Origin of the sequence: Streptomyces sp. CB02058 (genome assembly GCF_001905505.1) — a bacterium.
Lineage (GTDB): Bacteria > Actinomycetota > Actinomycetes > Streptomycetales > Streptomycetaceae > Streptomyces.
On record NZ_LIPG01000001.1, the window covers coordinates 69,266 to 90,017 of the forward strand.

Below are 20,752 nucleotides of genomic sequence, written 5' to 3' on the forward strand. Positions count from 1 at the left end.
GCGCGCGACATCCCGGGGGCCGTGTGCCTAGCGTGGGCGGATGAGCCTTGATCATCGCACCGTCTCCGCAGCCGAGTTCCCCGACTGGATGCGCGCCGTCGGCGTCGGATTCCTCCGGTCGTCGGCGGGACCGGTTCCGGAGGAGGAGATCGCGCTGCGTCTGGCCCATGCCGATCTCGACCGCGTGCAGGGCGTGTTCGACGCCGGGCGCTGTGTGGCCACCTTCCGGTCCTTCGCCCAGGAGCTGACCGTCGTCGGCGGTGCGACCGTGCGGGCGGACGCGATCACGGCCGTGACGGTGACCGCCACGCACCGGCGGCGCGGGCTGCTCAGCCGGATGATGGCGAAGGACCTGGCGGCGGCGAAGGACCGTGGTGACGTGGTGGCGTCGCTGATCGCCGCCGAGTACCCGATCTACGGGCGGTACGGATTCGGTCCGGCCGCCTGGACCACCGAGTGGGAGATCGACGTCCCCCGGGCGGGCCTGGACCCGCGCGGCAGGGTCCCCTCCGAGGCGGACGGCGGCCGGATCGAGCTGGTGGACGGCGCGGACGTGCGCAAGCTGGGCCCCGGACTGCACGCCCGTCTCGCCGCACGGCAGCACGGCGTGGTCTCCCGCGACGAGCGCTGGTGGCAGCGGAACACCGGTGTGGACGTCCCGGCGTCCGAGACGTGGACGGAGCCGTTCCACGCGGTGTACCGCTCCGCGGACGGGGAGACGGACGGACTGGTCACCTATCGCGCCGACGCCAACTGGGGCGACCGGAAGCAGCCGCTCAACAAGGCGACGGTGAGCGGCATGATCGCCGCGACCCCGGCCGCGGAACGCTCCCTGTGGCGGTTCGTCTGCTCCATCGACTGGATCACCACGGTCCGTACGGGCTACCGCGCCCCCGACGACGTGCTGCCGCTCCTCCTGCCGGACCCGCGCGCCGCCCGTGTGGTGACCCAGGCGGACTGGCTGTGGCTGCGGCTGCTGGACGTCCCCCGGGCTCTGGAGGCACGGACGTACGCGACCGAGGCGGCCCTGGTCCTGGACGTCAGGGACGCGGCGGGCCTGGCCGGCGGCCGCTATCTGCTGGAGGTCTCGCCGTCCGGCGCCTCGTGCGCCCCGACGACCCGCGAAGCGGACCTCACGCTGGACGTGGCGGAGCTGGGCACGCTGTATCTCGGCGACGAGTCGCCGCTGCGGCTGGCCGCGCTGGGCCGGCTGGACGAGCACAGGGCGGGGGCCGCCGCGACGGCGGAGGCGGTGTTCAGGACGCCCCTGCGGCCGTGGTGCCCGGACGTGTTCTGACGCCCTGGACCCGAACCGCGGCGCACGAACCCCCGGCGGCGGCTCAGAGGCGCGGGAACCTGAACGCGCCCGCGCCACCGCCCATCTGCAGCCACAGATGGCCGGGCTGCTCGACCAGGCGCAGGGCGACTGCCGCGCAGCCGGGGCAGCGTCCGGTCAGGCCGGGTTCGGGACCGAAGACGTGCAGCTGCGCGAGGGAGCCGGTCAGCCCGCAGTCGGGGCAGCGCCGCCAGGCCGTGGTCGGGTCGACGGCGAAGATCTGCGACAGCGGGCCTGCCAGGGCGTTGCCGTCCCGGTGCGAGGTGAACGGGGTGTCCGGCACGGGTGCCTCCTTGACGGGTCGGGTCGGTAGCGACGGGTCGGGTCGGTCAGCCGAAGCGTTCTGTGCGGATGCGCCCGGGCGGGTGGCCCGCGTCGGTCAGCAGTCCGGCGGCGTTTTCCACGAAGCCGGTCGGCCCGCACACGAAGCACTCGGGCCCGGTGCCGTCGGCTGCGGTGGGCAGTGCCAGGTCGGAGGCGGTGACCCGGCCCGGGGGACGGGACGAACCGGGCGGGGCCTGCCGGGTGTGGACGAGGTGCACGGTCGTGCCGAGACCGGTGCCGGTGAGTTCCTCGTGGTACCAGATCTGGCCGGGATCGCGAACCGAGTAGACCAGGTGCATGGGTGCCGTCGAGTGGTTCCGGTGGGCTCGGATCATCGCCATCAGCGGCACGATGCCGCAGCCGCCAGCCACCAGGAGCACCGGGCCGTCCGTGTCCGGCCGCCACACGAACCAGCCCCCCAAGGGGCCCCTGACCTCCACCTCGGCGCTCAGGGGGAGGTCGTCGGCGAGGTACGGGGAGACTTCGCCGCCCGGTACGGACTGCACGCCGAGCTCGATCCGGGATCCCTCGGCCGGGGCGGCCAGGGAGTAGCTGCGTACGGCGTGGTAGCCGTCGTCCGCGGTGAGGCGCACATCCACGTGCTGGCCGGCCAGGTGCCCGGGCCAGCGGGGCACGTCGAGGTACAGGGTGCGGCCGGTCGCGGACTGGTCCTCGCGCCCCACGAGCCGGGCGGGCAACCACGTGCTCATGGTCAGTCGCTCCAGGTGCGCTGCTCGCGCCAGGGGTCGCCGTACTCGTGGTAGCCCACCGACTCCCAGAATCCCGGTTCGTTCCCGGGTGTCAGGGTGAGACCCTTCACCCACTTGGCGGACTTCCAGAAGTACAGGTGCGGCACCAGCAGCCGGACGGGACCACCGTGTTCGGGCGACAGGTCGTAGCCGTCGAAGGTGTGGACGAGCCAGGCCTTGCCGTCCTGGAGGTCCTCCAGCGGCAGGTTGGTGGTGTAGCCGCCTTCGCTCCTGACGAGGGCGAAGTCCGCGGTCGTCTCGACGTCCGCGAGCAACGTGTCCATGGAGACCCCGCGCCAGGAGGTGTCGAACTTCGACCACCGCGTGACGCAGTGGATGTCGACCGTGAACTCCTCCTGGGGCAGGTCCTTCATCTGCTCCCAGTCCCAGATGTGCTTCCGCCCGGTCTCCGTGGTGACGGTGAACTCCCACGTGTCCGTGGGCACGTGCGGAGTGGGACCGGCCGAGAGGACGGGGAACGACTCGGTCGGGTACTGACCGGGGGGCAGCCTGCCCTCGAACCGGTGCGTGCGGCCCTGGAAGCCCGGAGAGAAGTCGCCCATGATCTGTCCCTCTCAGTTCGACGCCGCGTCGGAGCCGGACCGGCCGACGGACCGCGGGCGACTTACCGCCGTGTCACTTCTTCAGGAAGTCCAGCAGATCCTTGTTGAACTTCTCCTTGTCGCCCGGGACGAGCGCGATCCCGTGCGAGCCGCCCTCGTACACCTTGAGGGTCGCGTTCGGGATGATCTTCGCGGACTTGCGGCCGGTGGCGTCGATCGGCACCACCTGGTCGTCGTCGCCGTGCACGACGAGCGTGGGGATGTCGAACTTCTTCAGGTCCTCGTGGAAGTCCGTCGACGCGAAGGCGTCCACGCAGTCCACGCCGCCCTCGATGGTCTGGGCCATGGCCATGTACCAGAAGGCGTCCTTGTTGCCCTGGGTCACCTTGTTGCCGTCCCGGTTCGCGCCGAAGAATCCGACGGCGGTGTCCTTCCAGAACTGCGAGCGCTCGGCCAGGATGCCCTTCTTGATGTCGTCGAAGACCGACTGGGGCACGCCTTCCGGGTTGTCCGGGCCCTGGAGCATCAGCGGCGGGACGGCCGAGAGCAGGACGGCGGACTTGATGCGGTCGGTGCCGTGCCGGCCGATGTAGCGCGCCAGCTCGCCACCGCCCATCGAGTGGGCGACCAGCGTCACGTCGCGCAGGTCGAGCTGCGTGATCAGGTCGTGCAGGTCGTCGGCGAAGGTGTCGAAGTCGTAGCCGTCGTACACCGGGGTGGAGCGGCCGTGGCCCCGGCGGTCGTGCGCGATGCCGCGGTATCCGGCGTCCGCGACCGCCTTCAGCTGGTCCTGCCAGGCATCGCCGTTGAGCGGCCAGCCGTGGATGAAGACCACGGGGCGGCCGTTCCCCCAGTCCTTGTAGAAGATGTCGACACCGTCACGCGTCGTGCAGACCGGCATGGCCTACCTCCTGGGTCGGGATGACTTTTGCCACCTGTCCCATCTTCCACGCGCTTACACGGCCCGCATCTCGGCGAGGAACGCCCTGGTGGGAGCTACAGGGCGGTGCCCACCACGAGCACGACGAGGAGCACCGCACCGAGCGTGGCGCAGTGCTCGTCACCGAGCTTCAGCCCGGTGTAGAGGAGGGTGGCGCTCAGCACCCCCATGAAGCCGAGCCGGTATTCGAGGTACTGCTCCGCGAACAGCGTGAATAAGGGCATGGCTGGGCCTCCTCGGGGGACGGGTGCTGAGAAGATGGTTCGCGCGAAGCGATGTTGGTCGAACTTGGTCGCCAACTTCTCTTGAGTTGTCCCCGGTTGGAAAGATTCACTAACCAACGGGCCCGTAACTTCCATGAGATGGTGAGTAGTTGTAGCGTTCTGTCGTGACCCAAGAACGCACGGCAACGAGCGGTGGCGGAAAGCCTTCTCCGGAGGAGGTGGCGCAGGTCCTGCGCGGGCGCATCCGTACGGGAGTGCTGAGGCCCGGGGAGCCCATGCCGACCCAGGCGGCCCTCGCCGAGGAGTTCCAGGTCGAGCGGGCCGCGATCCGGCAGGCGCTCAGGCATCTCCAGGAGGACGGGCTGCTCACCGCGGTCACCCGGGGTGCTCCCGCGCGGGTCGCGGCGGGTCCGGGGGCGGCTTCGGGGCCGCTCCAGACCTCGGCGGCGCTGGGGCCGCGCGTCCTGGAGGCGTTCGCAGCGCCGGACGTCCGCATCGACGCGCTCTGTCTGACGGCGGAGTCCCTTGCCCTGGCCATCGCGGAACCGGTGCAGCAGATACGGTCCGGGCGGCTCCGTCCGGGGTCGGTGCGGGTGCGCATCCTGCTGCCCGGGCGGCATCTGGATCTGGCCTTCCCCCGGTCCGTCGACGGGGAGGGCGAGCCGGACCTGGTGCACGCGCGCTGGCTCAGGCTCCGCGATGGGCAGAGCGGGTCGCTGCGGCACTACCTCAGCGTGCTGCGCAGCACCCATGGCCTCGACGTGGAGGTGTCGCTGCGGGAGATCCCGTTCACTCCGCCCATGAAGCTCTATCTGCTCAACGGGGACGAGGCGCTGTTCGCGTACTACACCGTGACGCAGCGGAGCGAGAGCATCGGCGACAGCCAGGTGGAGATGTTCGACGCGCTGGGCAGCCACTCGAAGCTCTTCGCGTTCGCGCGTTCCGGAGGCGGGGTGCGTGACGAGGCGTTCGTGGAGCAGTCGCAGCAGTGGTTCGACAGCCTGTGGTCCACCATCGCGACGGATCTGGCCGACTGAGGCGATCCTGCCGCCCGTCACCGTTTCGCCGACCTGGATCGCCGGCGAAACGATGTCAGTCGGTCGGCGTGAAGAGCAGGGCCAGGATGAGGGCGCCGGCGCAGGCGCAGTTGGAGTTGCCCACCTTGAGGCCGAGGCCCAGCAGGGCGACGCCGAGGCTGCCCATGACGCCGTACTTCCACTGAATGATCTGCTCGAGGCCCAGGGTGATCAGAGGCATGGCGGTCACTCCTTCCCAGATGGAGGGATCGGCGCGGTGCGCCGCTGGGTGAGGGGAGACCGGTGGAGTGTGCGCGACGCTGCGCAGAGACCGGACAACAAGTGCCCTTACAAGTCCCCCGTTTGACTTGTCGTACTTATACCCTCGGGTAACTACCTCGCAAACTTGTCTGGTTGTTTGGTAGTTGTAGGTTCGGTGAAGAGCGTCAGTGCGTCATCTCACCTTGTTCGCCGCGTAGTTGTATGGTTGCAGCGTGACAAGTCATGGTTCTGCCCCGCGTGATGCCACGTTCCAGTACCGATGGGTCGCCGATGAGCTGCGCAAGGAGATCAACAGCGAGGCCCGGCGCCCCGGTGAACGCCTCCCGACGCAGGAGGAGCTCGCCGCGCGCTTCAACGTCTCGCGGGCGACGGTGAATCAGGCGCTGTCCCTCCTGCGCAAGGAGGAGCTGATCGTCACCAGGCAGGGCAGCGGGTCCTTCGTGGCGTCCGAGGCGGGGGACTCCCCTCGCGTTCCGGCTCCCACCGCGCGCCCGGAGGGCGATGTGTGGGCCGTGGTCTCCGAGCGCGTACCGCCCGTGCTCCTGCGGCCCTATCTCGTGGAGGCGTTCGAGGCCAACGTGGTCAGGCTCGACGTCTTCTCGATGACGACGGAGTCGCTCGCCGCGAGGGTCGTCGACCAGAAGGATCGCATCGTCGCCAAGGAGATCAGCCCGCCCCGGAGCATCACCGCGCGGCTGCTGCTCCCCAACACCGAGTCGGCGGCGCTGGCGATCCCCCGGCAGGTGTCGGGTGAGGACGACCCCCGGGTGCGGGCGCGGCTCGGCGGAATCCTGCACAGCCACGTGACCATGCTGCGGAACGCCCTGTACGAACTCCGCCGGCTCAAGATCGTGGAGGAGGTCGACGTGCAGGTCCGGCTGGTCCCCTTCGCGCCCCAGATGAAGCTGTACATCCTGAACAACAGGGTGGTGCTCCAGGGCTTCTACATCCCGGAGGAGGGCACCGCGACCCTGCCGGACGGGGAGGACGTCGCGACGTACGACGCCTACGGCACCGGGGCCACTCTGTATCCCTTCCGGGCCTCGGCCGACTCCACCCCCGAGCAGGCGGGAGTGGTCCGGGCGGCGCGGCAGTTCTTCGACGCCACCTGGGACAACCTCGCGACGAAGGCGACGTTCTGACCGTGCCCCGCACGACCATCCCTGTGACGGCCCTCCCGAAGGAACCGCTGACGTGAGTGTCCGGCGCGATGCCGCCCCCTCCGCTGCCCGGATGTCCGGCCCGTCCTCGGTCCTCGCGGCCGCGGAATGCGTCCTCCTCGACTTCGACGGCCCGCTGTGCCGGCTCTTCGCCGGCCGCCCGGCCGAGGGCGTGGCGGCGCGGCTGGCCCGCGAACTGCGCGCCTTCGGCTGCGACCCCGGGGTGGCAGCCGACGGGACCGACGACCCCCTGGCCCTGCTCCAGGCGGTCGCCAAGCATTACGGGGACGATCCGGTGACGGTCCACGCCGAGCGCTGCCTCACCGCCGAGGAGGTCGAGGCGGCGGCCAGCGCGACACCGACGGAGCACGCGCTGGACCTGATCGGTGCGCTCGACGCCGGTGGCTGGCGGCAGGCGGTCACGACCAACAACTCCCCGGCCGCCGTCGTCCGCTTCCTCGGCCGTCACGAGCCCTCCGTACTCGCGCACGAGCACATCCACGGGCGTACGTCCGATCCGGCGCTGCTCAAGCCGGACCCCCACTGCCTGGTCCGGGCCCTGGAGTCGACCGGTTCGACCGCGGCTGCGGCCGTGATGATCGGGGATTCGCCCGCGGACTGCCTGGCCGCGAAGGCGGTCGGTGTACCGTTCATTGGCTATGCGGTGAACGAGGACAAGCGCCGTGCCCTGGTGGACGTCGGGGCCGGGTGGACGGTGCCGTCGCTGCGGGGTCTTGTGGAAACGGCACGCGGGCGCGTGCAGTTGAGGGAGCCGGGAGCGGGAACGCTGCCGGTCGGTGCCCGAGGGTAGCGGCAGGGTCTGCCCCTGCGGGTCACCGGCCGGTGACCGCTCACGGCCTTTCACGGTCGAGGGAGCAGGCGGTGACAGTCGACACCACGACGGACGTGCGCGAGTACCTCGGCGTCCGTCCCGGCCAGTCGTACGGTGGGACATTGATCGAGGGCCCGTTCAGAGGCCACTACCGCGAGACGTACGTGTTCCCGCTGCCGGACGGATCCCTGCGCTGCAAGGTCCACGAGCCGCGCTCGGAGCTCTTCCGTTTCGACCGCAGGTGCTTCCTCTCCGAGGACCGGCTGCTGCTGGACCTGCGCGGCAGGGTCAGCCGGATCCCCGAGATCGTCGTGCTCGACGAGCACGTCCTGCTGCAGGGGTTCATCGAGGGGCGGACGCTCGGCCGGGGCCCGGCCGGAGCGCTCTCCGCGCACCATGCCGGGCAGCTGGGGCAGCTCTTCGGTGAGCTGGTGGCCCTCGACGCGGGTTCGGTCGGCGGGCAGCGCGTCTGCGCACCCGCGGACCATCCGGCCGACGGGGACACGGGGGCGTTCCTGGACGGCCTGGCCACCTTCACGCGGGATCAGGTCCACCGGCGCCACATCGACCGGTTCGGCTCGCTGTTCCATGAACTCGGGGTGCCGGAAGGGGCCCTGGACGGCATCCGGCGCAGGGCCCGGCTGCTCACGGACCGTCCGTTCACGCTGATCCACGGGGACCTGCACCGGCTGAACCTCATCGTGGACGCGGCGGACGACCTCTGGACCATCGACTGGGAGCTGTCCATGGTCGGGGACCCGCTGTACGACCTCGCCACGCATCTGCACCTGATGCGGTACTCCCCCCGGGAGGCCGGGCGGATCGCCGGGCTCTGGGCCGACGCGGTGGGGGCGGTGCGGCCCGAGTGCGCGAAGGGGTGGCGTGAGGATCTGGCGACTCTGCTGGCGTACAAGCGTGTCCAGTCCGTGTACACCGATGTGATCCGTGGCGCCATCGCGCTGGAGCAGCCGGGAGCCGGGCCCGCCCTGGCCCGGCTCCCGGTGACCGCGCACCGTGTCCGCGAGGTGCTGTCGAGGGCTCGGGTTCCGCTCGGTCTCGACTCGGTCCCCTCGCTCCGCCGGGTGATGGCCGCCTACGCCCGCCGGCTCCACGGGCAGTCCGCGGGTGTCACCGCGTCCGCATCCTGAACAGCGCGCCCGACAGGACCACCGCGACCAGCAGGGTCCCGGCCGCCCAGGCGAGCGCGATCCAGGGGGCGTTGCCCACCGGCTGGTCCAGCAGGAGGCCGCGCAGTGACTCGATGGCGGGGGTGACCGGCTGGTGGTCGGCGAAGCCGTGGAGCCAGCCGGGCATGCTGTCGACCGGGACGAACGCGCTGCTCGGGTAGGGCAGGAACGACATGAAGAAGGTGAACCCTCCGGCCGCCTCCGGGGTACGGGCGAGCAGGCCGATGGCGGCCGAGAGCCAGGACAGGGCCACGATGTACGCGAGCAGCACGGCGCCGACGGCGAGCCAGCCGGCCGGGGTGGCGGCGGGCCGGAAGCCGATGAGCAGGGCGACGGCGAAGACCAGTGTGGTGGAGACGAGATTGCGCACGGTGCTGGCCACGACATGGCCTGCCAGCACCGGCGTTCCGCCGATGTCCAGGGAGCGGAAGCGGTCGATGATGCCGCCCTTCATGTCCTCGCTCACCGCGACCGCGGTGGTGGCCGAGCCGAATCCGGCGCAGAGCAGCAGGACGCCCGGGACGACGTACATGACGTACGAGTCGTGGGCGGCCCCCGTGTCGATCGCGCCGCCGAAGAAGTAGACGAAGATCAGCATCAGCATGATCGGCAGCATCATCGAGGTGATGACGGCGTCGATGTTGCGGCGGCTGATGAGCAGGCCGCGGCCGGTGAGGACCGTGGCACGGGTGAGTGCTCCGGGTGCGTCAGACATGGGCCGGTACCTCCTTCGTGGCGGCGGTGAGTGCGAGGAACACGTCGTCGAGGGTCGCGCTGTGCAGGGAGAAGCGCTCGACGTCGGTGCGGTGCGGGTCGATCTCGTCGAGCAGGGCCCGCACCTGGGCGGCGGTGCCGTCGGTGGGGATGCCGAGCGTGAGGGTCTCGGGGGAGTGGTGGACGGCGCGGGTGGCGAGCCGCAGATAGGCCTCGCGGCCGGTGAGCACGAGGTCCAGGCGGTGCCCCGCGACGCGTGACTTCAGGGCGTCCGGGGTGCCCTCGGCGACGATCCGGCCGCCGTCCAGGACGGCGATGCGGTCGGCGAGCTGATCGGCCTCCTCCAGGTACTGGGTGGTGAGCAGCACGGCGGCGCCCCGGTCCGCGAGGCCGCGGACCACCTCCCAGAGCTCGCGGCGGCTGCGCGGGTCGAGCCCGGTGGTGGGCTCGTCGAGGAAGAAGACGCCGGGCTCGGGCGATCCGACCAGCCCGGCCGCGAGGTCCAGGCGCCGCCGCATGCCCCCGGAGTACGTACGGGCCTGGCGGCGTGCCGCGTCGGTGAGGTCGAAGCGTACGAGGAGTTCCTCGGCCCGCTGGCCGGCCCGGGCGCGGCTCAGGCCGGTCAGCCGGGCCATCATCCGCAGGTTCTCCTCGCCGGTCAGCGTCTCGTCGACGGCGGCGAACTGCCCGGTCAGGCTGATGGCCCGGCGCACCCGGCGCCGGTCGGCGACGACGTCGTACCCGGCGACGCGTGCCGTGCCGGAGTCGGGTGTGGTGAGCGTGGCGAGGATGCGCACGGTCGTGGTCTTGCCGGCGCCGTTGGGGCCGAGCAGTGCGTGGATGCCGGCGCGTGCGACCCGAAGGCCGACACCGTCCAGGACGCGGACCCGGGCCCCCGGTTTTCCGTAGGACTTGGTCAGGCCGTGGGCCTCGATCATGACGTCGTCGTTCATGGTGATCCCCCTTTGCGTATGACATACGCGTTACTGCGTAAGCATTACGCATAACTAGGATGGTGGCAAGCCACGACAGGGGAAGGCGGCTTCGGGTGACGGAGAACGACGACGTGGCGGGTGGCACGGGCCTGCCGGCGAGCATCGAGGCCGCGTGGGGGCTGCGGGAGCGCCCGGTCAAGGGTCCGAAGCCCGGGCTGTCGCTGGACCGCATCGTCGCCGCGGCCGTGGAGGTCGCGGCGGCGGAGGGCATCTCGGCCGTCTCGATGGGGCGGGTCGCCAAGGAGCTCGGCGCCTCGACGATGTCGCTCTACCGCTATGTCTCCGCCAAGGAGGAGCTGTACGTCCTCATGCAGGAGGTGGCGATGGGCGCGCCCTCGCCCCTGCCCGCCCTGGAGGAGGGCGCGGGCTGGCGGGAGGGGCTGCGCCAGTGGGCGTGGGCCCAGCGCCGGATGTTCCACCGCAATCTGTGGTCCCTGCGCATCCCGATCTCGGGTCCCCCGGCCAGCCCCCACTCGGTCGCCTGGTGGGAGCAGGGCCTCCAGGCGCTGGAGGGCAGCGGGCTGAGCGAGGGGGACAAGATCTCCGTCATCCTGCTGGTCAACGGCTTCGTGCGGAACGAGGCCCTGCTGATGAGCGATCTCGCCGCCGCCGTCGAGACGAAGGGCGTACCGGTCCAGGAGGTGATGGCGCAGTGGGAGCGGACCGTGAAGCGGCTGGTCGACCCCGTGCGCCATCCCGCGCTGTCGAGGCTGCTGGCCACCGACGCCATGAGCGAACCCGACGACGCCGACTACGACTTCGTCTTCGGGCTGGACCGGGTGCTCGACGGGGTCGAGGCCCTCATCGGAAAGAGCGGGCCGTCATGAACACCCCGAAGCCGGGCCTGCGCGAACGCAAGAAGCAGCTGACCTACGAGGCGGTGTCGGAGACCGCCATCGCGATGTTCCTCGAACGGGGCTTCGACAACGTCTCGGTGGCCGAGGTGGCCGCCGCGGCCGACATCTCGAAGCCGACGCTGTTCCGGTACTTCCCGGCCAAGGAGGACCTGGTCCTGCACCGGTTCGCCGACCACGAGGACGAGTCGGCCCGCGTCGTCGCGGGGCGGGCCGAGGGCACCACGCCCCTGGAGGCGTTGCGCGCGCACTTCCTGGACGGCCTGGACCGCCGGGACCCGGTGACCGGGCTCTGCGACGTCCCGCAGGTGCTGGCCTACCTCCGCCTGCTGTACGGGACTCCGTCGCTCGTCGCCCGCATGTTCGCCTACCAGCGGCGCTCCGAAGCGGCGCTCGCCCGCGCTCTGGACCCCGCCGCTCCGCTCCCGGCGCGTCTCGCGGCGGGTCAGATCGTCGTCGTACTGCGGATTCTCGCGGAGGAGAACTGGCGGCGGATCGACGAGGGGGAGAGCGCGGACGAGGTCCACGGAGACGCGGTGACGGCGGCCGGGCTCGCCTTCGGGCAGCTGGAGCGGGGACTGTTCACCGAGGGTCCCGGCAGCCCGGCCTAGAGCCCGGCCTAGAGCCCGGCCGGCTCGGCCCGGCGGGCGGGACGCAGGACCAGGAACGCCACGGCGAAGGCGGCGACGAGCAGTCCGGTGCCGATGGTGAAGGCGAGCTGGTAGCCGCCGGTCAGGGCCTCGGCCCGGCTGTGGCCCTCGCCGAGCATCCGGTCGGTGCGGGCCGCGGCCAGGGTGGTGAGGACCGCGACGCCGATGGCCATGCCGATCTGCTGGGTGGTGTTGAAGAGCCCGGACGCGAGTCCGGCGTCGTCCTTGCCCGCGCCGGACATGCCGAGCGAGGTCAGCGCGGGGAGCGCCAGCCCGAATCCGGCCGCGAGGAGCATCACGGGGAGCACATCGGTGGCGTAACGGGCGTCCACGGGGATGCGGGTGAGGAAGCCGAGGGCGCCGATCAGCAGGGCGATCCCGGACAGCAGGACGGTGCGCTCGCCGAAGCGGGTGTTCAGCCGGGCCGAGACACCCAGGGAGACGCCGCCGATGACGACGGCCGCGGGGAGCAGGGCGAGGCCGGTCGCGGACGCGCCGTATCCGAGGACGTTCTGCAGGTGCAGCGCGACGATGATCTGGAACGAGAACAGGGCGGCGACCATGAGGGCCTGGACCAGATTGGCCCCGGCGACGCTCCGGGAGCGCAGGACGCGCAAGGGCATCAGGGGGGTCCGTGCGGTGGCCTGGCGGACGACGAAGCCGGCGAGGAGCACGAGGGAGACGGCCCCGAGGCCGAGCGTGTGCGTGGAGACCCAGCCGTGCTCCTCGACCTTGACCACGGTGTAGATCCCCAGCATCAGCCCCGCCGTCACGAGCGCGGCCCCGATCACGTCGGCCCCGGCGGAGAGCCCGATGCCCCGGTCGGCGGGCAGGACCCGGCGGGCGACCAGGAGGGCCACCACGCCGATCGGCAGGTTGATGAAGAAGATCCAGTGCCAGCTGAGCGCATCCGTCAGGATCCCGCCCAGCACCTGGCCGATGGACGCGCCAGCCGCTCCGGTGAAGGCGAACACGCCGATGGCCCTGGCTCGTTCGCGGGGCTCGCTGAACAGGGTGATCAGGATGCCCAGGCCGACGGCGGAGGCCATCGCGCTGCCGACGCCCTGGAGGAAGCGGGCGCCGATGAGTATCGCGGGGGTCGTCGCCGCGCCCGCCAGCACGGAGGCGACCGTGAACACCGCGGTTCCGGCGAGGAACATCCGGGTCCGGCCGAGCAGATCGCCCAGCCGTCCGGCGAGCAGGAGCAGGCTGCCGAAGGCGATCAGATAGGCGTTGACCACCCAGCTGAGGCCGGCGGAGGTGAACCCGAGGTCGCGCTGGATGGTGGGCATCGCCACGGTCACGATGGAGCCGTCGAGCGTGAGCGTCAGCATGCCGGCGGCGATCACCCCGAGGGCGAGGGCGCGGGTGCGGGCATTCGGTTCGGTGGTGCCGGTCTGCTCGGACGTGCCTGAGGCAGTGCGCGGTGCGTCAACGGACATCGGTCTCTCCTGTCGAATGGCTCAACAGGAGAGACCGTAGCAGATGGTTTTGTTGCAGACTATATTTTACGGACCTTCCAGGGGTGACTGTCCCGGCCGCCCGGCCTACCTCTGGCCCTGCCGTGCCCGCCGTACCGGACGCGGGTTCTCCACGGGGGTGGCCAGATGGCCGTCGGCCAGCAGGCCGAGGGCGCGCAGCAGGACCTCGCGGTCGGCGTCGGGCAGTGAGCCCAGGGCGTCCTGGTGCACCTGGTCGACGATCTTCTGGCTCCGCGCGGCGATCGCGGCCCCCTCCTCGGTGACGGCGATGATCCGAGCCCGCCGGTCACGGGTGGAGGGCCTCCGCTCGGCGAGCCCTGCCTGCTCCAGGGCGTCCACGGTCACCACCATCGTGGTCTTGTCCATGTCGCCGATCTCCGCGAGCTGGATCTGCGTCCGCTCCTCCTCCAGGGCGTGGACCAGGACGCAGTGCATGCGCGCGGTCAGTCCGATCTCGGCGAGCGCCGCCGCTATCCGGGTCCGCAGGACATGGCTGGTGTGGTCGAGGAGGAAGGACAGGTCGGGCGCGGTGCGTGCGGGGGTCAGGGCGGTCATGCCCGCCAGCGTAGCAATTCGTACCGTGGTAGATCGTCCCGAAGAGGACGTTATCGGTGCGGCTGCCACTGGACCAGGACGCGGGCGAACGGCTCGCCCGAGGACTCCGCGTACGCCATCCGCTCCTTCACCTCGCGCAGCGTGCGCGGGCGGTAACCCGGTCCTCCGCAGCAGCTCTTGTGGAAGCGGACGCCCGCGTTCAGCAGTACCGAGAGGGTGCGCCACGCCGCGGTGTCCCGCCGCCGGGGAGCCGCGAAGGCGGACCCGGCATGGATCAGCGCCCCGGCGCACCGGGGGCAGACACGGTCGGGCCGCTCCCTGTCGTACGGCTGCTTGTACGAGGCCCGGCAGGGCAGGCAGACGAACGAGGTCTTGGCGTGGGGCATGCGGTCAGGGTAGAGCCGCGACGGTCCGCTGTTCGACCGGTTTACGGGGGCTGAGGCGGGCTGGTCCCGCTCGGGCGTCCGGTGCTGCCCGGTGGTCCTGCTGGGCCGTCGGCCCGTGTCACGGCCCCGACGCCCCGGGGCCCTCGGTGCCCTGGAGAGGGAGCGGCCCGATCCGCTTCTCGAACCAGAGGTGGGCGTACGGCTCGTCGTTGAAGGCGGGCACCTCCTGGTAGCCCGCGGAGTGGTACAGCCGGATCGCCGCGTCGAGCGCCCTGTTGGTGTCCAGCCGCAGCACGTCCCGCCCGAGCCCGACGGCCCGCGCCTCCAGCTCGTGCAGGAAGCGGCGGGCGAGGCCGAGGTTCCTGGCGTGCGGGGCGACCCACATGCGCTTGACCTCGGCCGGAGCGCCCGCCGGCAGCTTCAGCCCGGCGCAGCCGACCGGCTCGCCCTGCAGCCTGGCCACCAGGAACACACCGTGCGGGGGGCGGAGTTCACCCGCGTCGGGCAGCAGGCTGCGGGCGGGGTCGAAGCCCGTGTCGAAGCGCTCCTGGAGTTCGGCGAAGAAGGAGTGCAGGCAGTGCCGGGCGTCGGGATGATCCGGGTCGACGACGTCCAGCGTGACGTCCGCCCGTTCGGTGGTGACGCCGTGGAACCGCGGCGCCGTGCGGATGTCGTCCATGGCCATGCTCCGACCATAGTCGGCCCGCGCCCGGTGTCACCTGCCCCCGTCGGCCTCGCGGGCCGCCTGCTCCACCCTGTTCCGGTGCTTCTCCCAGGACGCGGTGTCGCCCGGCGGCATGCTGTCGTTGTTCTCGTTCATCCCCACGGCGCCGTCGATGAGCTCCCGGAGGATGTCGGCGTGCCCGGCGTGCCGGTGCGTGTCGGCGATCACGCGTACGACGGCGTGATGCAGCGTCACCTGGTCCCGGTGGCTCGGCCACCACGGCACCCTGCCGGCCGTGTCCAGCGCCAGTGCGCCGATCGTCGCGTCGGAGTGCGCCCAGGCCCGGTGGTAGAGCCCCACGATCTGCTCCCGCGACTCGTCGGCGGTGGCCCACATGTCCGCGTTGTCCTCGGCCCCCTCCTCGACCCAGGGCAGGTGCTCACCGGACGGCCGCCCGAAGGTGTCGCCGAGGTATCCCAGCTCCACACTGGCCACGTGCTTCACCAGGCCGAGGAGGTTGGTCCCGGTCGGGGTCAGGGGGCGACGGCTGTCGTACTCCGAGAGCCCTTCGAGCTTCCACAGCAGGGCGTCGCGGGCGGACTGCAGATAGAAGAGGAGGTCGGCTTTGGCGTCCGGTGAGGTCATGCGGCAAGTCTGCCGACGGAGCGGCGCCTGTCCACCGGCTTTTGCGTACGCCGGACTCAGCCCTTGACGGCCTCCGCGATCCGCCGGGCGGCCTGGGCGGGCGTGAGGCGAGTGGTGTCGACGACCTCGGCCTCGGCGTGCAGCCAGGTGCGGGCGGCCTCGGCGTACGGTTCGAGATGGTCGAGGCGGAAGGTCGAGGGGCCGAGATGGGCGTCGCCCTCGATGCGCCCGCGGAGGGTGTCCTGGTCGGCGTGGAGGACGAAGTGCCGTACCGGGATGCCGTGTGCGGCCAGGCCGGCGCTGATCTCGCGCCAGTACTGCTCGACCAGGACGGTCATGGGCATCACCAGGGTGCCGCCGGTGTAGTCGAGCACATGGCGGGCCGTCTCGACCACGAGCGGCCGCCAGGGCGGCCAGTGCTGGAAGTTGCCGGTCCAGGGCAGCCCCGGTGTGATGTCCATGAGCGTCTCGCCGACCTTCTCGGCGTCGAACACCCGTGAATCCGGTATCAGTTCCCGCACGAGCGCACTGGTCGTCGTCTTGCCCGCGCCGTGGGTGCCGTTGAGCCATACGATCATGGGCCCGACGATAGTGCCGCGAGGGTCCGCGGGGCCGGTCGCGCTGGAGGCGGGGTCTCGGCGGATGCCCGAGAATTCCTGGATGGACCTCGACGACGCGCTGGTCGGCCACTGGAGCAGCGTCCCGTTCTCCTACGGGGCGATGGAGGCCTCCGAGCTGGGACTCCTCGGCGACGGCCGGGGCTGGAGCGCATGGTTCAACGCCGACGCGCTGTGCGTCACCCGCCTGCGGTGGCGGTGTCCGGAGCCGGGGCTGCTGGAACTGCGGGCGGAGTGGACGGTCGAAGGCGAGCCGGGTCCGCCGGGCGACGTCCTGTCCTTCTCCTCGACGCGGACGCCCGAGGCCGCTTCCGAGGTGACGCTCCACCGCTATGCGATCGGCCCGGCCGTCCCCGTGCCGGGCGCCGTGCCTCTGCCGGCGGTCACCTTCGAGGAGCCGGTGGAGTTCTGCGGGACGTACGCACGGGGTTCCCGGGAGATCGGCCCCGAGCAGGACCCGGCCCATCGGGTGCTGCCGTACGAGGCGGGGTAGGCGTCCTGTACCGGCTGAGTGGTTCGTGCCGGAGTTCCGGGGCCTGGCCCGCCTGGGATCGATGCGGCGGTAGCGTGATCGTCATGACGGCTGAGGGCGAGGAGCTGGTCGGCGGTATGGCGAACGCAGGGGCGGTCTTCCGCCGTGGTGCGCTGGTGGAGCGCCCGGCGCCGCGCAACGCGCACGCCCTGCACGCGTACCTCCTTGCCCTGAAGGAGCACGGCTTCGACGCGGCGCCGGCCCCCGTCGCCCTCACCGGGGACGGCCGTGAACAGCTCACCTTCATTCCCGGAGACGTTGCCCTGCCACCGTTCGCGGACTGGGCGATGACGAAGACCGCCCTGGAATCGGTGGGGCGCCTGCTGCGGCGCCTGCATGAAACCAGCGCGGCCATCAAGGTCGACACCCGTGCCGGGTGGCCGGAGGACCTGGCCGATCCGGAGGGAGGAACGATGCTGTGCCACAACGACGTGTGCCCGGACAACGTCGTCTTCCGCGACGGCCGTGCCGCCGCCCTGATCGACTTCGACCTGGCGGCTCCGGGCCGTCCCCTCTGGGACGTCGCCATGACCGCCCGCTACTGGGTGCCCCTGGTCGATCCCGCGTCCGCGGCCGCCCTCTACCCCTCCGGGCTGGATGCGCCCGCGCGGCTGCGGATCCTTGCCGACAGCTACGGCCTTTCGCCGCAGGACCGCGCCGAGCTGTTCGGCGTCATCGAGCAGGCCACCGACGTCTGCCGGGCCTTCGTCGCCCGCCGCGTGGCCGACGGCGACCCCGTCTATCTCCGGGCACTGGCCGAGCGTGGTGGATGGGAACGCTGGGACCGCATGCGGACCTGGCTGGCGGAGCGCCGCGAGACGTTCACGGCCGCCCTGCTGAACTGACACTCCGGAGCCGCGAGGACAGAGGTACCGGGCGTTCTTCGGACCGGCAGCCGCCGGTGCCCACCCGTACTCCATGGCATGGAACACTTTTGCAAGCAGGCGCTTGCAAAAGTTAGCAAGGGTGGGGCAGTATCGAGGCATGGCATCACTCAACGTCGGCAATCTCGGCGAGTACCTGCGTGAGCAGCGGCGTACCGCGCAGCTCTCCCTGCGGCAGCTCGCCGACGCCGCCGGAGTGTCCAATCCGTATCTCAGCCAGATCGAGCGCGGTCTGCGCAAGCCGAGTGCCGAGGTGCTCCAGCAGGTCGCGAAGGCCCTGCGGATCTCGGCCGAGACGCTCTATGTGCGGGCCGGGATCCTCGACGAGCGGGAGCGGGACGAGCTGGAGACGCGGGCGGTCATATTGGCCGATCCGTCGATCAACGAGCGGCAGAAGAACGTTCTGCTGCAGATCTACGACTCCTTCCGCCGGGAGAACGGTTTCGATGTCGTGCCCGACACCGGCCCCGAGTCCCACGGTGCCGTGGACGCGGAGAGCAGAATCGATGCCGACGCGGAAAGCGGTGCCGGTGAAGCGAACGGTGCCGGTCCGGATGCCCGCGGCCCCCGCACGGCCGACGGCAGTGATGCAGACCCACCCCTGAACTGACTTCTGATGATCCGGGAGGACCACAGTCATGGCCATCACCGATGACCTGCGCAAGACCCTCACCGACCCGACCCCTCTCTACTTCGCCGCCGGCACGGCCGACCTCGCCGTGGAGCAGGCGCGCAAGGTCCCGGCTCTGATCGAGCAGCTGCGGGCCGAGGCGCCCGAGCGGATCGAGGCCGTGCGCAACACCGACCCCAAGGCGGTTCAGGAGCGCGTGGCCACGCAGGCCAAGGAGGCTCAGGCCACCGTGCAGGCGAAGGTCAGCGAGGTCTTCGGCGCGCTGGACACCGACCTGAAGAAGTGGGGCGAGAGCGCTCAGGACCTCGCGCTGCGGAGCGTCGGCGTCGCCGCCGAGTACGCGGTGCGCGCCCGGGAGACGTACGAGAAGGTCGCCGAGCGCGGCGAGCACACCGTGCGGACCTGGCGTGGCGAGACGGCCGAGGAGATCGTGGAGATCGCCGCCGTCGTCGAGGCCGAGCCGAAGTCCGTGCCGAAGCAGAAGTCCGAGGCCGCCAAGCCCGCGACCGCCGTGAAGCCGGCGCCCGCCGCGAAGCCGGTGGCCCCCGCGGCCAAGAAGGCCGCGCCCAAGGCCGCCGAGTCCAAGGCCACGCCCGCCGCTCCGGCGAAGAAGACGGCGCCCGCGCGGAAGCCCGCGGCGAAGAAGACCACCCCGCCCTCCGCGAAGTAGGCGCGGGAGGCGGTTGGCGGCTCCGGGGATTGCCGGGACGGGGAGCCGGGCACCTTTCGGGGTGCCCGGGTCGTTGTCCCGGTACCTTGGCCGCGAGGCGCTCATCCACTGACTAGGCGGTGCTCACCGTGTTGCTCGAAGCTTTCGGCTCATTCCTCCAGCTGCTGTACCTGGCCATGCTCGTGCTGGCCGTGGTCGCGCTGGTCTTCGCCGTGACAGCGCGCGAGGACGCCTACCGGGCCGCTGACAAGCAGAAGAAGTCCTTCTGGCTGATCATCCTCGGGATCACCGTCTTCGTGAACCTCGTCATCCCGATCCTGTTCCTGCAGATCGCGGGCGTGATCGCGTCCATCGTCTTCATGGTGGACGTGAAGCCGGCGCTCAAGGCGGTGTCGGGCGGCGGCGGCCGTCGCGGAGGCTCCAGCAGCGACGGACCGTACGGCCCCTACAACGGCGGGCGCTGAGCGCCCACGGCCGAGGCGGCACCGGGGCGGGAACGCGAGGCGTTCCTGCCCCTCCGGCGTATCCGGGCCTCGTCGCGTTCCAGCAGGAGGACCGCCACGTCGTCGGTCAGCTCGCCGCCGTTCAGCTCCTGCACCTGGGTGACCGCGGCCTCCAGCAGCGCCTCGCCGCCGAGTCCCTGGTCCAGCCGGCCGTTGACCATGGCGACCATGCCGTCCTGGCCGAGCCGCTGGGTGCCCTCCTGCCCGACGCGGCCTTCGATCAGCCCGTCGGTGTACATCATCAGGCTCCAGGAGCCGCCGAGATCGACCTGCCGGCGGGGCCACCGGGCGTGCGGCAGCAGACCGAGGGCCGGGCCGCCGTCCTCGTACGGCAGCAGATGCGCCGCCCGGCCCTGGCGGGCGATCAGCGGTGCGGGGTGGCCCGCGATGCACAGTCCGGCGCGGCGGCCGTCGGGAGCGATGTCGACGGTGCAGAGGGTCGCGAAGATCTCCTCGCTCTGCCGCTCGTGCTCCAGGACCTGCTGAAGCGTGGCGAGCAGGTCGTCGCCGCAGAGTCCGGCCAGGGTCAGCGCCCGCCAGGCGATACGCAGCTCGACGCCGAGTGCCGCCTCGTCCGGGCCGTGCCCGCAGACGTCGCCGATCATCGCGTGGACCGTGCCGTCGGGCGTGCGGACCGTGTCGTAGAAGTCCCCGCCGAGCAGCGCGCGGCTGCGTCCGGGCCGGTAGTGCGCCGCGAAGGCGAGGTCTGAGCCGTCCAGGAGCGGGGTGGGCAGCAGCCCGCGTTCCAGCCGGGCGTTCTCCTGGGCGCGCAGCCGGGACTCGGTCAGCTGGTGCTGGGCGATGTCCGCGCGTTTCCGCTCCACGGCGTACCGGATGGCACGGCTGAGGAGGCGCCCGTCGAGCTCGTCCCGGAAGAGGTAGTCCTGCGCTCCGACCCGCACGGCCTCGGCGGCCCGCTCGGCGTCGTCCTCGGCGGTGAGCGCGAGGACGGCGTGCTGCGGCGCGATGCGCAGGACGTGCTTCAGCGTGGCCAGTTCGTCCGGCTGCGCGGTCCCCTCCTCGCGGCCCTCGGTCCGCGCGCCGTTGGACGGGGCGGTCAGTTCGAGGTCGAGGTCGAGCAGGATGCAGTCGACGTCGTCGGTGAGCAGCCGGCCGGCCTCGGTGAGGTTGCGGGCGGTGCGGACGCGGATACGCGCTCCGGTGGCGGACGACAGCTCGGGAACGGTGAAGGTGCCCGCAGGGTCGTCCTCGATCACCAGGAGCGTGAGGCCGGCGCCATGAGTGGTCTCCGCAGCGGGAACGGCACGTTGCTGCGGTACGGGTACGGGCATCGGTTCGGGTTTCCTTCCCTCCCCCCGAGGGTGCGGCGGGACGACGATCGACGACCCGCCGTCCGG

Annotated in this window: 26 protein-coding genes and 1 pseudogene; 12 read left to right on the forward strand and 15 right to left on the reverse strand. The window is 71.3% G+C overall.

The window, feature by feature from the left end; genetic code table 11:
* The first annotated feature begins 40 nt into the window (after positions 1-40).
* Positions 41-1,297, forward strand: a complete 1,257-nt coding sequence (locus AMK10_RS00360) for a GNAT family N-acetyltransferase (RefSeq protein ID WP_073743554.1) — start codon at positions 41-43, stop codon at positions 1,295-1,297.
* A 43-nt stretch (positions 1,298-1,340) separates the two neighbouring features.
* Here the strand turns inward: AMK10_RS00360 and AMK10_RS00365 are convergent, their stop codons facing one another.
* From AMK10_RS00365 to AMK10_RS37400, 5 genes are all read right to left on the reverse strand, one after another.
* Positions 1,341-1,619, reverse strand: a complete 279-nt coding sequence (locus tag AMK10_RS00365) for a DUF6510 family protein (protein ID WP_073743556.1) — start codon at positions 1,617-1,619, stop codon at positions 1,341-1,343.
* A gap of 46 nt (positions 1,620-1,665) precedes the next feature.
* Entirely contained in the window at positions 1,666-2,370 is a 705-nt protein-coding gene (locus AMK10_RS00370; protein ID WP_073743558.1) for an FAD-binding oxidoreductase, read from the reverse strand.
* Between the two features lie 2 nt (positions 2,371-2,372).
* Positions 2,373-2,972 (reverse strand): molybdopterin-dependent oxidoreductase, encoded by a 600-nt coding sequence (locus AMK10_RS00375; RefSeq protein ID WP_073743560.1) that lies wholly within the window; start codon positions 2,970-2,972, stop codon positions 2,373-2,375.
* Between the two features lie 73 nt (positions 2,973-3,045).
* Positions 3,046-3,873: an alpha/beta fold hydrolase gene (locus tag AMK10_RS00380; protein ID WP_073743562.1), complete on the reverse strand. Its 828-nt coding sequence runs from the start codon at positions 3,871-3,873 to the stop codon at positions 3,046-3,048.
* Between the two features lie 95 nt (positions 3,874-3,968).
* Positions 3,969-4,136, reverse strand: coding sequence for a hypothetical protein (locus AMK10_RS37400; protein WP_158070861.1), 168 nt, complete (start codon positions 4,134-4,136; stop codon positions 3,969-3,971).
* A gap of 164 nt (positions 4,137-4,300) precedes the next feature.
* Between AMK10_RS37400 and AMK10_RS00385 the strand changes: the two genes are divergently transcribed.
* Positions 4,301-5,173, forward strand: coding sequence for a winged helix-turn-helix domain-containing protein (locus AMK10_RS00385; protein WP_073743564.1), 873 nt, complete (start codon positions 4,301-4,303; stop codon positions 5,171-5,173).
* A 55-nt stretch (positions 5,174-5,228) separates the two neighbouring features.
* Here AMK10_RS00385 and AMK10_RS37575 read toward each other — a convergent pair whose 3' ends face one another.
* Complete coding sequence (locus tag AMK10_RS37575; protein WP_198959597.1) at positions 5,229-5,393, reverse strand: hypothetical protein; 165 nt, start codon at positions 5,391-5,393, stop codon at positions 5,229-5,231.
* 253 nt (positions 5,394-5,646) lie between these two features.
* Between AMK10_RS37575 and AMK10_RS00390 the strand changes: the two genes are divergently transcribed.
* The 3 genes from AMK10_RS00390 (at position 5,647) to AMK10_RS00400 (ending at position 8,574) form a co-directional block, all read left to right on the forward strand.
* Positions 5,647-6,576 carry a GntR family transcriptional regulator gene (locus tag AMK10_RS00390; RefSeq protein ID WP_073743566.1) on the forward strand — a complete coding sequence of 310 codons (930 nt, stop codon included), beginning with the start codon at positions 5,647-5,649 and terminating at the stop codon, positions 6,574-6,576.
* 52 nt (positions 6,577-6,628) lie between these two features.
* On the forward strand, positions 6,629-7,405 hold the full coding sequence (locus AMK10_RS00395; RefSeq protein WP_073743568.1) for an HAD family hydrolase: 777 nt from the start codon (positions 6,629-6,631) through the stop codon (positions 7,403-7,405).
* A gap of 71 nt (positions 7,406-7,476) precedes the next feature.
* Positions 7,477-8,574, forward strand: a complete 1,098-nt coding sequence (locus AMK10_RS00400) for an aminoglycoside phosphotransferase family protein (RefSeq protein ID WP_241839450.1) — start codon at positions 7,477-7,479, stop codon at positions 8,572-8,574.
* Here AMK10_RS00400 and AMK10_RS00405 read toward each other — a convergent pair.
* Positions 8,555-9,328, reverse strand: coding sequence for an ABC transporter permease (locus tag AMK10_RS00405; RefSeq protein WP_073743570.1), 774 nt, complete (start codon positions 9,326-9,328; stop codon positions 8,555-8,557). The two genes, AMK10_RS00400 and AMK10_RS00405, sit on opposite strands and share 20 nt — an antisense overlap.
* The gene (locus tag AMK10_RS00410; protein ID WP_073743572.1) at positions 9,321-10,280 is read right to left on the reverse strand and encodes an ATP-binding cassette domain-containing protein; all 960 of its coding nucleotides are present in this window, start codon (positions 10,278-10,280) and stop codon (positions 9,321-9,323) included. The genes AMK10_RS00405 and AMK10_RS00410 overlap by 8 nt, the downstream gene beginning before the upstream one ends.
* 95 nt (positions 10,281-10,375) lie before the next feature.
* Between AMK10_RS00410 and AMK10_RS00415 the strand changes: the two genes are divergently transcribed.
* Both AMK10_RS00415 and AMK10_RS00420 read left to right on the forward strand, forming a co-directional pair.
* Positions 10,376-11,149, forward strand: a complete 774-nt coding sequence (locus AMK10_RS00415; protein ID WP_073743574.1) for a TetR/AcrR family transcriptional regulator — start codon at positions 10,376-10,378, stop codon at positions 11,147-11,149.
* Positions 11,146-11,787, forward strand: a complete 642-nt coding sequence (locus AMK10_RS00420; protein WP_073743576.1) for a TetR/AcrR family transcriptional regulator — start codon at positions 11,146-11,148, stop codon at positions 11,785-11,787. The genes AMK10_RS00415 and AMK10_RS00420 overlap by 4 nt, the downstream gene beginning before the upstream one ends.
* A gap of 8 nt (positions 11,788-11,795) precedes the next feature.
* Here the strand turns inward: AMK10_RS00420 and AMK10_RS00425 are convergent, their stop codons facing one another.
* From AMK10_RS00425 to AMK10_RS00450, 6 genes and pseudogenes are all read right to left on the reverse strand, one after another.
* A complete protein-coding gene (locus AMK10_RS00425) occupies positions 11,796-13,268 on the reverse strand; it encodes an MFS transporter (RefSeq protein WP_073743578.1) in 1,473 nt (490 codons plus the stop codon).
* Positions 13,269-13,373: 105 nt separating this feature from the next.
* Positions 13,374-13,862 carry a MarR family winged helix-turn-helix transcriptional regulator gene (locus AMK10_RS00430; protein WP_073743581.1) on the reverse strand — a complete coding sequence of 163 codons (489 nt, stop codon included), beginning with the start codon at positions 13,860-13,862 and terminating at the stop codon, positions 13,374-13,376.
* A gap of 50 nt (positions 13,863-13,912) precedes the next feature.
* Positions 13,913-14,248 carry a deoxyxylulose-5-phosphate synthase gene (locus AMK10_RS00435; RefSeq protein ID WP_073743583.1) on the reverse strand — a complete coding sequence of 112 codons (336 nt, stop codon included), beginning with the start codon at positions 14,246-14,248 and terminating at the stop codon, positions 13,913-13,915.
* A 118-nt stretch (positions 14,249-14,366) separates the two neighbouring features.
* A pseudogene (locus tag AMK10_RS00440) lies at positions 14,367-14,876 on the reverse strand (GNAT family N-acetyltransferase); the annotation flags it as partial.
* Between the two features lie 87 nt (positions 14,877-14,963).
* Entirely contained in the window at positions 14,964-15,557 is a 594-nt protein-coding gene (locus AMK10_RS00445) for a DinB family protein (protein ID WP_073743585.1), read from the reverse strand.
* 56 nt (positions 15,558-15,613) lie between these two features.
* The gene (locus AMK10_RS00450; RefSeq protein ID WP_073743587.1) at positions 15,614-16,135 is read right to left on the reverse strand and encodes an ATP-binding protein; all 522 of its coding nucleotides are present in this window, start codon (positions 16,133-16,135) and stop codon (positions 15,614-15,616) included.
* Between the two features lie 82 nt (positions 16,136-16,217).
* Between AMK10_RS00450 and AMK10_RS00455 the strand changes: the two genes are divergently transcribed.
* From AMK10_RS00455 to AMK10_RS00475, 5 genes are all read left to right on the forward strand, one after another.
* A complete protein-coding gene (locus AMK10_RS00455) occupies positions 16,218-16,667 on the forward strand; it encodes a hypothetical protein (protein ID WP_143194934.1) in 450 nt (149 codons plus the stop codon).
* 83 nt (positions 16,668-16,750) lie between these two features.
* Positions 16,751-17,551, forward strand: coding sequence for a phosphotransferase (locus AMK10_RS00460; RefSeq protein WP_073745911.1), 801 nt, complete (start codon positions 16,751-16,753; stop codon positions 17,549-17,551).
* Between the two features lie 139 nt (positions 17,552-17,690).
* Positions 17,691-18,200, forward strand: a complete 510-nt coding sequence (locus tag AMK10_RS00465; protein ID WP_073743591.1) for a helix-turn-helix domain-containing protein — start codon at positions 17,691-17,693, stop codon at positions 18,198-18,200.
* A 28-nt stretch (positions 18,201-18,228) separates the two neighbouring features.
* Positions 18,229-18,891, forward strand: a complete 663-nt coding sequence (locus AMK10_RS00470) for a hypothetical protein (protein WP_073743593.1) — start codon at positions 18,229-18,231, stop codon at positions 18,889-18,891.
* A 128-nt stretch (positions 18,892-19,019) separates the two neighbouring features.
* Positions 19,020-19,355, forward strand: coding sequence for a DUF2516 family protein (locus AMK10_RS00475; protein WP_073745913.1), 336 nt, complete (start codon positions 19,020-19,022; stop codon positions 19,353-19,355).
* Here AMK10_RS00475 and AMK10_RS00480 read toward each other — a convergent pair.
* Complete coding sequence (locus AMK10_RS00480; RefSeq protein ID WP_073743595.1) at positions 19,337-20,686, reverse strand: PP2C family protein-serine/threonine phosphatase; 1,350 nt, start codon at positions 20,684-20,686, stop codon at positions 19,337-19,339. The two genes, AMK10_RS00475 and AMK10_RS00480, sit on opposite strands and share 19 nt — an antisense overlap.
* Between the last annotated feature and the right edge of the window lie 66 nt (positions 20,687-20,752).

Bases quoted from the DNA above. Each gene is read 5' to 3' on its own strand.
- AMK10_RS00420 (WP_073743576.1), top strand. From the start codon at position 11,146: ATGAACACCCCGAAGCCGGGCCTGCGCGAACGCAAGAAGCAGCTGACC.
- AMK10_RS00405 (WP_073743570.1), bottom strand. From the start codon at position 9,328: ATGTCTGACGCACCCGGAGCACTCACCCGTGCCACGGTCCTCACCGGC.
- AMK10_RS00450 (WP_073743587.1), bottom strand. From the start codon at position 16,135: ATGATCGTATGGCTCAACGGCACCCACGGCGCGGGCAAGACGACGACC.
- AMK10_RS37575 (WP_198959597.1), bottom strand. From the start codon at position 5,393: ATGCCTCTGATCACCCTGGGCCTCGAGCAGATCATTCAGTGGAAGTAC.
- AMK10_RS00470 (WP_073743593.1), top strand. From the start codon at position 18,229: ATGGCCATCACCGATGACCTGCGCAAGACCCTCACCGACCCGACCCCT.
- AMK10_RS00380 (WP_073743562.1), bottom strand. From the start codon at position 3,873: ATGCCGGTCTGCACGACGCGTGACGGTGTCGACATCTTCTACAAGGAC.
- AMK10_RS00410 (WP_073743572.1), bottom strand. From the start codon at position 10,280: ATGAACGACGACGTCATGATCGAGGCCCACGGCCTGACCAAGTCCTAC.
- AMK10_RS00370 (WP_073743558.1), bottom strand. From the start codon at position 2,370: ATGAGCACGTGGTTGCCCGCCCGGCTCGTGGGGCGCGAGGACCAGTCC.
- AMK10_RS00465 (WP_073743591.1), top strand. From the start codon at position 17,691: ATGGCATCACTCAACGTCGGCAATCTCGGCGAGTACCTGCGTGAGCAG.
- AMK10_RS00360 (WP_073743554.1), top strand. From the start codon at position 41: ATGAGCCTTGATCATCGCACCGTCTCCGCAGCCGAGTTCCCCGACTGG.
- AMK10_RS00445 (WP_073743585.1), bottom strand. From the start codon at position 15,557: ATGACCTCACCGGACGCCAAAGCCGACCTCCTCTTCTATCTGCAGTCC.
- AMK10_RS00460 (WP_073745911.1), top strand. From the start codon at position 16,751: ATGACGGCTGAGGGCGAGGAGCTGGTCGGCGGTATGGCGAACGCAGGG.
- AMK10_RS37400 (WP_158070861.1), bottom strand. From the start codon at position 4,136: ATGCCCTTATTCACGCTGTTCGCGGAGCAGTACCTCGAATACCGGCTC.
- AMK10_RS00435 (WP_073743583.1), bottom strand. From the start codon at position 14,248: ATGCCCCACGCCAAGACCTCGTTCGTCTGCCTGCCCTGCCGGGCCTCG.
- AMK10_RS00455 (WP_143194934.1), top strand. From the start codon at position 16,218: ATGGACCTCGACGACGCGCTGGTCGGCCACTGGAGCAGCGTCCCGTTC.
- AMK10_RS00430 (WP_073743581.1), bottom strand. From the start codon at position 13,862: ATGACCGCCCTGACCCCCGCACGCACCGCGCCCGACCTGTCCTTCCTC.
- AMK10_RS00425 (WP_073743578.1), bottom strand. From the start codon at position 13,268: ATGTCCGTTGACGCACCGCGCACTGCCTCAGGCACGTCCGAGCAGACC.
- AMK10_RS00480 (WP_073743595.1), bottom strand. From the start codon at position 20,686: ATGCCCGTACCCGTACCGCAGCAACGTGCCGTTCCCGCTGCGGAGACC.
- AMK10_RS00375 (WP_073743560.1), bottom strand. From the start codon at position 2,972: ATGGGCGACTTCTCTCCGGGCTTCCAGGGCCGCACGCACCGGTTCGAG.